The organism is uncultured Paraglaciecola sp. (assembly GCF_913058035.1).
Classification (GTDB): Bacteria; Pseudomonadota; Gammaproteobacteria; order Enterobacterales; family Alteromonadaceae; genus Paraglaciecola.
This window is the reverse complement of record NZ_CAJXPA010000145.1, coordinates 1-11,391: the sequence shown is the minus strand read 5'-3', so window position 1 is coordinate 11,391 and position 11,391 is coordinate 1. Positions and strand designations below refer to the sequence as shown.

The following is an 11,391-nucleotide window of genomic DNA, read 5'->3' as shown; positions in this document are numbered from 1 at the left end:
ATACTATTACTCTTATAATGAGTGTTAGTGCATTTATACGACAAGATAAATTACTAAGTTTTGTATTGTTGATAGCTAGTCTGCTGTTTTTTAGTTCGCATCTAATTCTTCGTTCAAAGCGTCTCGCCAACCCTTACAAACTTTCAGCCAATTTATTGACCACCTCACTTATGTTGCTGATGTTTTATTTAGTATTCGCAGGAGGAGTCGAAGGTACAGGCCCTTTATGGATTTACATCGTGCCTCCCATAGCACTGTTTTTTGGAGGGATGCGCAAAGGCTTGCGAAACCTAGGCGTATTTGTTTTGGTTATAAGTATTTTATTGTTTTATCCTGATCACCAATTGCTTGCAACGACTTATTCTTTTGAATTTAAATCTAGATTGATTTATTCGTTTTTGACTGTTTCATGCTTATTTGCTTTTTACGAGTATGTAAGAAAAAGTTCATTTCATCAGCTTCAAGAGATGAGTCAAAAGTTTGAAAAACAAGCTATGCAGGATCCCCTTTCTGGGCTATTAAACCGACGGGGAATGCGGGAGAATTTGCAGCAAGAGTTTGAGCGAAATCAACGTTACAAAAATAATCTAACCGTGATGATGTGTGATATAGACCACTTCAAAGCCGTCAATGACCAATATGGACATGATAAAGGTGATGACATCATAAAAAGTTTAGCCATTATTTTCAGAGCTGGACTTCGCAAACAAGACTCCCTAGCAAGATGGGGCGGTGAAGAATACTTATTTTTACTAGTAGAAACCAACGGTGAGCAAGCAATGCAGCTAGCAGAAAAATTGCGACGCAAAATCAAAGAAAAACAGTATAAGCAAGATGATAAAGTTTTCGGTATTACAATTAGTATTGGATTACATCAAATTGCTTCGACTGATACTATAAACCAAGCCATTACCAAAGCAGATACCAATCTTTACAAAGCCAAGGAACAAGGGCGCGATCGCTGCATTTTAGATTAACCTCTGAGCAAGCAAACATTCTGAACTTAACCCCGAAGGTAAAATACTCAACTCATGCGCTCAAATCGTTACCCCACTAATGACGAAACGCCAATAAACTGGCGAATATTTTCCCAACTATGGCCTTATTTAACTGAATTCAAGGTCAGAGTAGGCTTGGCCCTACTGTGCTTAGTTGCTGCTAAGACAGCTAGTATTTACTTACCCTTTATTCTTAAATATACCGTTGACGATCTCAATGCAGAACGAGCAACAGACGCTCTTGTGCTAGTACCTTTTGGTTTAGTTGCAGCTTATGGATTACTGCGTTTAGCTAATGTACTGTTTGGCGAGATAAGAGACACTCTTTTCGGACGCGTTACTGAGCGAGCGATGCGCCGCTTAGGACTACAAGTGTTTCGTCACTTACATAATTTAGATTTAGATTTTCATCTTAATAGGCAAACAGGTGGGCTGTCCAGAGACATAGAGCGCGGCACCAGCGGTATCAGTTTTTTAATGCGCTTTTTAGTATTCAATATTATCCCAACTTTATTTGAAATAGCAGTCGTTGTGGGTGTGTTGTTTTACAATTACGGTTTTAGTTTTGCTCTGATAATTTTAGTTTCAGTAGTGGGTTACGTGGGTTTTTCAGTCAAAGCGACAGACTGGCGAACTAAGTATGTACGCGAGGTTAATCAAGCAGACTCGAGCACTAGCTCAAGAGCCATTGACAGCTTACTCAACTATGAAACCGTTAAGTACTTTAATAACGAAAACTACGAAGCAAACAGATACGATGTCGACTTAGCTAATTGGGAAAACGCACGCCGCAAAAATCGTTTGTCATTGTTCGCGTTAAACGGTGGCCAGGCGTCGATTATTGCGATGGCTATGACCAGTATGATGGCGTTGGCAGCCTATAAAGTTGCACAAGGCGATATGACCATTGGTGACTTTGTATTAATTAACGCCTTTACAATGCAGATATTTATGCCGTTGAATTTCTTGGGTTTTGTTTACCGAGAGATACGCGGATCGTTAGCCAATATAGAAAATCTATTTAACCTGCTAGATAAACAACCTAATGTACCAATAGATACAAGCGCTAAAGAACTAGAAATCGGCCAAGGCAAGATAACTTTCAATCAGGTGCAATTTAGTTATCGCCCCGACCGAATCATTCTTCATGATATAAGTTTTGACATCCTACCGGGTCAAAAAGTTGCAGTAGTAGGGGAAAGTGGCTCGGGTAAGTCAACGTTAGTCAAGTTACTATTTAGGTTTTATGACTCTTCAAACGGCAGTATCAGTATTGACGGGCAAGATATTAGCAAGGTCAATCAACATTCATTACGCAAAGCCATAGGTATTGTTCCCCAAGATACGGTGTTATTCAACGATACTATTTTCGAGAACGTTCGTTATGGACGGCCAGACGCAACTGATGCCGAAGTGCAACAATCCATTGACTTAGCCCATCTTCGCGGGTTTATTGATTCACTTCCGAATGGTGAGCAAACTTCTGTCGGTGAACGAGGACTAAAACTCTCGGGTGGCGAAAAACAACGTGTTGCGATAGCTAGAACTATATTAAAACGTCCACCTATTATGGTGTTCGATGAGGCAACCTCCTCTCTTGATAGCCGTTCAGAGCAAGCTATCTTGACTGCATTAAAAGAAATTTCGCAAGGCCATACTAGTCTGGTAATTGCGCATCGCTTATCCACTATTATCGATGCTGATAAAATTGTAGTGATGGGCAATGGTCGAATATTAGAACAAGGTAGCCATCGACAATTACTAGACTTAAACGGTGCTTATAAAAAACTTTGGCAAACACAACAGGATCAACATCTCGAGTCAGACATTGGATAATCGAGTCTTGATAGAAGCCGTCAATCAGACGATGCCATTTGGTAAGTATGCAGGAAGAAAACTATTACACTTACCTGAACCGTACTTAGTTTGGTTTAATAACAAAGGTTTTCCTGAAGGTAAATTAGGCCAGCAACTGGCCTTGATGCATGAAGTTAAGGTCAATGGCTTAGAAACCATGTTAGCACCACTTTTACGAGAAGATTAATGAGTTATCAGCATACGCGCAACAGGGTTAGAGACAGACCTAGAAACGCTCAGCGTGAAAACATTGATAAACAGATTTGTTGTTTGCATAAAGCGATGGCCAAAAAACTGCTTGCTAACCATCACTACATTCCACAAGTTATGGCGACAATAGAAGCCCGGTACGAGTCTGGTAAGATGCGTTATGGCGCATATCTGTTTTGGTCCAGCCTACTTGAGTATATCGATCAGCCAGCTCTGTTTATGGATACCCTACTAGAAGATGCACCACAGCTAAGGAAGTATCGACGCCAAACCCCGCTTGTTGGGATCCTCACTGAACAAGAAAGACAAACAGTATTAGATGAATTAACCTTCTAAGTTTTTTAATACAAGCTCATAACGTTTATTAGTTTATTAGTTTATTATATTTACAAAAAACAAAAATAATGAAAGTAAACGAAAAGTGTTTTAACCACACAACACAAATAGAACAACAAGTAAGTTGTTAAACGTCATCCAAAATATCAGTAACCTGAATGTGCAAACGCAGCTTTTGATGAATTCTGACTTTATAAAACGCTTAGTACTTCTATGCTTTTTGTCCTACTAATTTTTTTCCCTCCTAGGCTTACTTGCTTCGTGGTTAGATATTTTTTCGCTTTAAATTATTAACTAATAAGGTCGTCTAAATTTATGTCTGTTGAATAGCTTTAGGATGTGGCTTAATCTTCTTATATTCAACAAAATGTACAGAAATTTAGTCATGACTTCGCGATTTAAACAGAAAACAATTATTATTACGGGCGCATCCGCAGGTGTTGGCGCAGCCTGTGCTCGAGCCTTTGCTGCTCAAAAAGCAAATTTGGTACTGGTGGCTAGAGGTCAACAAGGATTAGATTTAATTAAAAACGAATTGTCGACGCAGACAAAAGTGCTTACCGTGGCAATGGATGTATCAGATACAGAACAATGTTTGGCTCTTTTTGCCAAGGCTGAGCTAGAATTTGGTTGTGTTGATGTGCTGGTAAACAATGCTGGCATGCACAGCCGAGGCAACCTTGAGACTGTCTCTCCATCAGATGTGGGTGCCATGGTTGATATCAATCTTCGTGCGCCCATGATGCTATCTTGTGCAGCTATTCCATATCTGCGAAGAGCTGGCGGTGGAGCAATAGTGATGCTTGGATCACTCGCTGGCATGGCTCCCTTACAGGGCGCAGCTACCTATTCCGGCACCAAAGCGGGATTGCGAGCTTTTGCCTACGCCCTTGCTGATGAAATGCGAGACAGCGGTATATATGTTGGGGTGGTCTCACCTGGTCCGATTGATACTGGCTTTATTATGGATGAAATTGACAACGTTGAGGACATCGTTTTTTCCCAGCCTATGAGTAGTGCTGACGAAGTAGCAGATGCGGTGTTAAGTATCGCAGCAGGAGAAAAATTAGAAATCCCCATGCCAGCGGCCAGCGGTAGGATGATGAATCTAGCTTATCTTTTCCCTCGGCTACGTCGCTACCTGCGACCCAAATTATATGCTAAGGGGCTTAAAAATAAAGATAAATACCGTGGTCGATAGTTTAACAAATAACTCTATAGGCTTTTGATTAAGACAACTGCATTTAATCACTTCAAACAGTGGTTCATCACAAAATTACTACCAATCCCGAGCGAAAACTACTCGGGTATAACATTTTTTCGTTTCCATAAAAATTCAGTAAAACATCCATAATCTCGGATTTAAGATATAAATAGTTATATTTTTTGCGAGCGTCGATTTCACACTGGCTCTGTTTGTTTTTTTAGATAATATGAATACCTAGGATTTTCTATCTACCCGCTGCGATGTAACGTTCCACCTGCCGCGCCAAAATAGGTAGAGGCATCGCACCTGTTCCTATCACCACTTCATGAAAATCACGAATATCATATTTATCTCCTAGCTCAGCCTGGGCTTTGTTTCGTAATTCAAGAATTTTTATCATGCCCATTTTATAGCCAAGCGCCTGCCCCGGGTTAACAAAATAACGCTCTACTTCTGTCACAATATCCTGTTGTGATATAGGTGTGTTTTCAGTGAAATAATCGATCGCTTGCTGCCGAGTCCACTTTTTAGCGTGAATGCCTGTATCAGTAACAAGTCGAACCGAACGCCAAATTTCATCCTGTAAGCGACCAAAGTCATGCATTGGCTCGGTATAAAACCCCATTTCTTTTGCCAGTTTCTCAGCGTAGAGAGCCCAACCTTCTACAAAAGCATTGCCACCTCCAAACTTTCTAAATTTGGGTAACCCTTCAAGCTCCTGTGCTAACGCAAGTTGAAAATGATGCCCTGGCACACCTTCATGAAATGTAATGGCCTTAAACACATATTTTTGCACACCTGTCATATCTGCCAAATTCGCATAGTAAATGCCTGGGCGACTCCCATCCATTGATGGCACATTATAAAATGCGATACTGGTGGAGTTTTCACGCCACTTTTCGACTCTGCGCACTTCAAGTTTAGCTTTTGGAAGACGTTTGAAAAATTGTGGTGCCACCTTAAAAATTTCTGCTGTTTCGGCCCGTGCCTCAGCCAGAAATACCTCACGTCCAACATCGCTGTTTGCGTAGAAATTGTTGGGATCGGTTCGCACAAACCTGAAAAAATTCTGAAGATTACCTTCAAATCCCACATTTTCCATAATGCCGCGCATTTCCTTGTGAATACGCGCAACATCAGCTTTTCCAAATTCATGAATTTGATCAGCGCTCATCGTAAGATTGGTATGGTGTTTAATTCGATTCTGATAAAAATCATCACCATCTGGCAAAGCCCAGACACCCGTTACTTTATTTTGTAATTTAGAAAGACGTATGACTTCGTCAAGTAATGCTGTGTATCCTCGCTGAAACTCTCCATCAATAGCCTCATTAGCTTGTTTTACAAAAATCTTTTTCTCCGCATCAGAAATATCAAGTTGAGTGATTTTTTCGGCAATATCATTTCTCAATGGTGATTGCTCAATAATACTTCTGATATCTGCAATCATAGCTGGGAATGCAAATTTAGGTGCAACAACTCCAATAGATTCACGATCTTGAGATTTTTTAACCATCTCTTTCATCAGACCTTCCAGACCCTGAATCCGAGAGATATAATCAAGTGCATCTTGGCGTGTATCTACTTTGTGATTGTTCTGCAGCAAACTTAATGGACTGGTAAATTGTCCTCGAAACTGATCAACTACATAGAAATGTCGCAAAAATATTGCATTCTCAATAGATTGTTCTTGATTAAAACGAAAAATATCATAACTAAGCTGACTTTCAGGGCTAAGTTTTGTGTAATCAAATTTTGTTAAAAGTATCGCCAGATCAGCTTTTTTCTCTGCAGTGCGAAGATTTGCGACACTATCGGAGGTATCCGTCCATTCTCCCTGACGTTTAGTCTTCAAGCCTAATCGAGTTTGACGATTGGGACTATTGGCAACGTTACGCTCAAAAATTTCTTCAAAAAAAGTATTCAGACGAACATTTTCAGATCCGACCTGCTCTGTTTCATGGGCGTACAAGGTAACAGATACAACGCTACCTAATATGCTCCCAGCCACTATAAAAGCCGCTAATGTTGTTGTTTTTAAAGTCACAAGTTTCCCTCTTATAATCTGATGATTGATGTTTATAACGTCTGTCATCAGTGACAGTTATTTTTAGGTATTTATCTGCTCTAATCAAACTCACTAAAATAATAAAATTTTAATAATGTCACTAAAATTTTATTCAACTGCATGATCTTTCGCGATATGAGATTGGATTAGTTTTTAATTATCTTCTTATCATCGTCTAAAAAATACAAAATGATAGGTATCTTTATAACGGAAAACGCTACACCTGATTTCTACAATAATCAACAGACTTCACTTTGGTCGTCGTCATCAGTCAAAGCAGATTATTTTTAAAGCTCATGGCTAATGAAAAATAAACTTGTTGTTAAACGTTCAAATAAAAAAGTCTGCCTTGTGCTGGATACTTTAATCAAGGTTTAGTCATCTTGTCTAATCAATAAAGGTTAATGAATAAAGGTTAATGAATCTCATGTTTACACTATTGTTTTTACCAACCCATTTTTTTGCATAATAATTTTAATTTCGTCGATACTTGCAGGATCATCGATAGTGGAAGGCATAACAAATTCTTGATCTTCTGCTATCTGGCGCAGCAATTTACGCAGTATTTTTCCTGATCGGGTTTTGGGTAAACGCTCAACGATAAATGTTTGTTTCAAACAAGCAACGGCACCAATTTTTTTACGAACCATTGCAACCAACTCAGCTTGTAAGTCTGCGTCTCTTATATTTACCCCATCTTTTAATAATGTTAATCCAACAGGCACTTGACCTTTTATATTATCGTAAACACCGATAACGGCGCATTCTGCTATGGCATCATGGGCAGCTATAATCTCTTCCATTTCACCCGTTGATAAGCGATGCCCAGCAACGTTAATAATATCGTCCGTTCGCCCCATAACAAACAAATACCCGTCTTCGTCTAAGTAGCCACCATCGCCTGAGCAATAGTAACCGGCATATTCGCTTAAGTAACCAGAATCAAAACGACTAAAATCGCCCCAAATAGTACTCAGACAACTGGGAGGTAGAGGTAATTTAATCGCAATTGCACCTTGCACATTCGGTGGAAGTGGCAGTCCGTTAGCATCGAGTATCTGTATATTAAAACCAGGCACAGGTTTGGTCGCAGAACCAGGTTTTGCAGGTAATCTTTCAATCCCGATTAAGTTTGAAGCAATGGCCCAGCCCGTTTCTGTTTGCCACCAATGGTCGATGACCGGCTTACCAATTATTTTTGAAATCCACTCATAGGTGGGTGGGTCTAGTCGCTCGCCTGCCATAAATACACTTTCTAAGCAGGATAAGTCGTACTTTTCTAATAATTTAGCCTCGGGGTCTTCTTTGCGAATAGCTCTAAATGCAGTGGGTGCAGCAAAAATAGCTTTTACTGCATACTCTTCAATTACTCGCCAAAATGCACTGGCATCAGGGGTTTTTACTGGCTTACCCTCAAACACTATGGTGGTGCATCCATGTAACAGTGGTCCATAAACAATATAAGAATGCCCCACTACCCAACCAATATCTGATGCCGCCCAAAACACATCACCCGGTTGCATATTATAAACTGCCGACATTGAGTATTTTAAGGCAACGGCATGCCCACCATTATCACGAACAACACCTTTAGGTTTACCTGTAGTTCCAGAGGTATAGAGGATATAAAGAGCATCGGTTCCGCTGACGCTAACACAATCGGCAGGTTGCGCTGCTCCTAAGGCATCAGCCCAATCTATGTCGCGACCCTGTTGCATGCTTGCAAGGCACTGTTCCCGTTGTAATAAGATAACTCGCGCAGGCTTATAATCTGCAAGCTCAATCGCTTCATTAATCATAGGTTTATATTCAATAATGCGGTTAACCTCGATGCCGCATGATGCTGTTATCAATAACTTAGGTTGCGCATCATCAATACGTACCGCGAGTTCATGAGCAGAGAAACCACCGAACACTACCGAATGCACAGCACCAATTCGAGCGGCCGCCAGCATCGCAATAACGGCTTCGCTGATCATGGGCATATAAATAACCACTGTGTCCCCCTTATCTACACCGTTGATTTGCAACAGACCTGCAAACCGAGCCACTTTTTCAAGTAACTCACTATAAGTAAATTGCATTTTTGTTGAAGTAACAGGTGAATCATAAATAAGTGCGATTTGCTCGCCACGACCTTGTTCGACATGATGATCTAGGGCCATGTAACAAGTATTCATTTCGCCATCAGCAAACCACCTTTGAATACCATTTTCATCAACAGACAATATTTTTTTAGGCGCTTTAAACCAAGGTAATTGTTTGGCCTTGTCGCTCCAGAATATTGCGGGTGAGTCAATTGAAGCTTGATATTCTGTGACGTAAGACATAACAATATACCTGAGTTAATGATTCTAAATAAAGGTTTAACAAACTACAGCTTGCGTCACTACTTAGTTAGACAATACTGTAAAAAGTTAAATTATGGTATTGGACTCGAGTCCTATGTGACGGTTTTTATTTGCATGTTAGCATCACACATAAATATCAAATGGTTCAACACCTGTGCTTTCAACTTTAAGACCCCTCTACCCTCTCATATTTCTGCTCGTGTGGAGCGCCGGTTATGCTATGGCAAAACTAGCATTGATATATACCCAACCCCTAAACCTACTCGCTTTTCGTTTTGTAGGTGCTTTTTTAGTGCTGACACCTTTGGTTATATTGTGGCGCTTACCCATCCCTAACTTTCGGAAGTCTTATGCTCTAATTGGAACTGGATTGTTTTTACACATAGGGCATTTTGGAAGTATTTATGTGGGTATGAAACTAGGGGCAAGTGCCAGTATCATGGCCTTATTTGCTGCTTCACAACCAGTACTGGTGATCATAGCAAGTGCGTTATTAGCTCGAAAGTTACCAGCTTGGAACATATGGGCTAGCCTGACCTTAGGACTGCTAGGTGCAACACTGATTGTGGGGGTTAACATGCAGGGTAACGAGGGGTACTTATTAGGCGCAATTCTTGGTTTTACTGCAGTTGTTGCGTTGTCAATTGGTCAGGTAATTGAAAAACAACGAAAGTTAGGTGTCCATCCCATTGTTGCTACTTGGGTGCAATACGCGTTTGCATCGGTTATTTCTATTCCATTCGCATTAGCGTTTGAAGGACTTATTTTTGAAAATACATTGCCTTTTTGGGGTGCTATCGCCTTTGTAGTTTTCGGTAATTCTATTGTAGGCATACTGTTGATGTTCGCCATGGTTCGCGAAGGCTCTATAGCAAAGGTGGCTTCGATTATGTTTATGGTGCCCGGTGTTGGGGCACTTATTGCTTGGTTAGTGGCAGACGAAGTGCCCAAGTTAATCACCATTCCTGGCTTTATACTTGCGATGTTAGGATCACTGTGGACCAGCAGAATAGCAAATAAAACGTCACCAACGAATATCCCGCAATAATTTCGAATTCATACAATTGACATAAAAACGTAATTTTTTTGCTCTGGTTAATTATTAAATGCTTAGCGTTCCCTATTTATCTTAATAGGAAACCTGAACAACTGATGGGATTTAACTTAGCGAATAGTTCACTGGACGGGCTTAACATCGGTTAGGTTGAGCACAATAAAACCTGTAACTTTGTCGCTACTACAGGAACAGTGAAATAGATATCCAAAGGACGATTGTAAATATCCAATTGAAAATTACCAGTATCGACACCGACGTTAATGTTTTGATTCATTTTAGTATTCATAATAAGCTAACTTTTGCATGCATAATGCGGGTCGATAACCCAGTTATCGAGACCCAGTAGACTATTCGAGTGTGGTGCTTGGAGTGTGGTGCTTGGAGTGTGGTGCTTGGAGTGTGGTGCTTGGAGCGTGGTGCTTGGAGCGTGGTGCTTGGAGTGCGGTGCTTGGAGTATGATGTTCATTCTTGTTATCGGTCTATCAACTGAGGAGCCATCATTTAATCGAACGACTGCAAAAGAAAGCTTTAGTTGCTGCTAAAGCCTGGTTCTCACCTTACCCCAATCCAATTAGAAACAGGATGGTTTACATGAGCTACTATCCATACAAGCATTCATATTCGCTTTCAAAAATATCCCCCTAATTTTTAGAACTATTCCAAGAGCTTCAAGCATACTTTTTATTTTTAATAAGTTAATTTGAGATGACTTAGCTATCAAGTCAACGGTAAACGCTGATATTCGACCAAGTTGGTGTATCTGATATAAACAAAGCTTGGTAGTGTTGTATACAATCAAAGTTGTATGTAAATTGTTAAAAGTTAATTTCAAATTTGTTGCAACAATATTTAACAGCATAACTATATTCAAATATTTTCCCCGAAGATGGCGTTATTACAACAAAAAGCAGCGTATATAATAAATTAGATAGCATGCAGTACTAGGAGAATAATGTGGAAAAAAAGACAACATATTGGCAGGAAAACCTACGCTTGATAGCAATATGTCTGATCATTTGGTTTATCGTATCATTTGGCTTTGGCTTGTTATTAGTAGAACCACTAAACGAGTTTCGACTCGGTGGATATAAGCTTGGATTCTGGTTTGCTCAGCAGGGTTCAATTTATACTTTTGTTGGGTTAATTTTTTGGTATAGCCATAAAATGAACAAACTTGATAAAAAATACGAGTCTGAGGACGGTCTCTTATACACATATGACGCTGCCGACGAAGACGACAGGGTAGCACACGAGAGTAGCAGAATGACTCAGAAAACACAGACACAAACAGAGACGACCTAGTCGCA

8 protein-coding genes and 2 pseudogenes are annotated in these 11,391 nt (G+C 40.1%); 7 read left to right on the top strand and 3 right to left on the bottom strand.

The window, feature by feature from the left end; all coding sequences use genetic code 11:
• The 5 genes from QZ562_RS16090 to QZ562_RS16070 form a co-directional block, all read left to right on the top strand.
• Positions 1–977: GGDEF domain-containing protein (locus QZ562_RS16090; RefSeq protein ID WP_293762272.1), on the top strand; the 977-nt coding region annotated here is incomplete at its 5' end.
• Between the two features lie 54 nt (positions 978–1,031).
• Positions 1,032–2,834: an ABC transporter ATP-binding protein/permease gene (locus QZ562_RS16085; RefSeq protein WP_293762270.1), complete on the top strand. Its 1,803-nt coding sequence runs from the start codon at positions 1,032–1,034 to the stop codon at positions 2,832–2,834.
• Complete coding sequence (locus QZ562_RS16080) at positions 2,827–3,042, top strand: DUF3820 family protein (RefSeq protein WP_293762267.1); 216 nt, start codon at positions 2,827–2,829, stop codon at positions 3,040–3,042. The genes QZ562_RS16085 and QZ562_RS16080 overlap by 8 nt, the downstream gene beginning before the upstream one ends.
• A complete protein-coding gene (locus tag QZ562_RS16075) occupies positions 3,042–3,401 on the top strand; it encodes a hypothetical protein (protein WP_293762265.1) in 360 nt (119 codons plus the stop codon). The genes QZ562_RS16080 and QZ562_RS16075 overlap by 1 nt, the downstream gene beginning before the upstream one ends.
• Before the next feature lie 385 nt (positions 3,402–3,786).
• Positions 3,787–4,602, top strand: coding sequence for an SDR family NAD(P)-dependent oxidoreductase (locus QZ562_RS16070; protein WP_293762262.1), 816 nt, complete (start codon positions 3,787–3,789; stop codon positions 4,600–4,602).
• Between the two features lie 250 nt (positions 4,603–4,852).
• Here QZ562_RS16070 and QZ562_RS16065 read toward each other — a convergent pair whose 3' ends face one another.
• Entirely contained in the window at positions 4,853–6,655 is a 1,803-nt protein-coding gene (locus QZ562_RS16065; protein ID WP_293762259.1) for a DUF885 domain-containing protein, read from the bottom strand.
• Between the two features lie 452 nt (positions 6,656–7,107).
• Positions 7,108–9,006, bottom strand: coding sequence for a propionyl-CoA synthetase (locus tag QZ562_RS16060; RefSeq protein WP_293762256.1), 1,899 nt, complete (start codon positions 9,004–9,006; stop codon positions 7,108–7,110).
• Between the two features lie 175 nt (positions 9,007–9,181).
• On the opposite strand from QZ562_RS16060, the gene QZ562_RS16055 reads away from it, so the two are divergent.
• Entirely contained in the window at positions 9,182–10,075 is an 894-nt protein-coding gene (locus tag QZ562_RS16055; protein ID WP_293762254.1) for a DMT family transporter, read from the top strand.
• A 196-nt stretch (positions 10,076–10,271) separates the two neighbouring features.
• On the opposite strand, the pseudogene QZ562_RS16050 reads toward QZ562_RS16055, so the two are convergent.
• Positions 10,272–10,370 (bottom strand): annotated as a pseudogene (locus tag QZ562_RS16050) (IS110 family transposase); the annotation flags it as partial.
• Positions 10,371–11,038: 668 nt separating this feature from the next.
• Here QZ562_RS16050 and QZ562_RS16045 point away from each other — a divergent pair.
• Positions 11,039–11,284: pseudogene (locus tag QZ562_RS16045) on the top strand (DUF4212 domain-containing protein); the annotation flags it as partial.
• Positions 11,285–11,391: the final 107 nt, after the last annotated feature.

What these genes read in the sequence shown, in the direction of transcription:
- QZ562_RS16085 (WP_293762270.1), top strand. Translation starts at nt 1,032, where the DNA reads ATGCGCTCAAATCGTTACCCCACTAATGACGAAACGCCAATAAACTGG.
- QZ562_RS16070 (WP_293762262.1), top strand. Translation starts at nt 3,787, where the DNA reads ATGACTTCGCGATTTAAACAGAAAACAATTATTATTACGGGCGCATCC.
- QZ562_RS16060 (WP_293762256.1), bottom strand. Translation starts at nt 9,006, where the DNA reads ATGTCTTACGTCACAGAATATCAAGCTTCAATTGACTCACCCGCAATA.
- QZ562_RS16075 (WP_293762265.1), top strand. Translation starts at nt 3,042, where the DNA reads ATGAGTTATCAGCATACGCGCAACAGGGTTAGAGACAGACCTAGAAAC.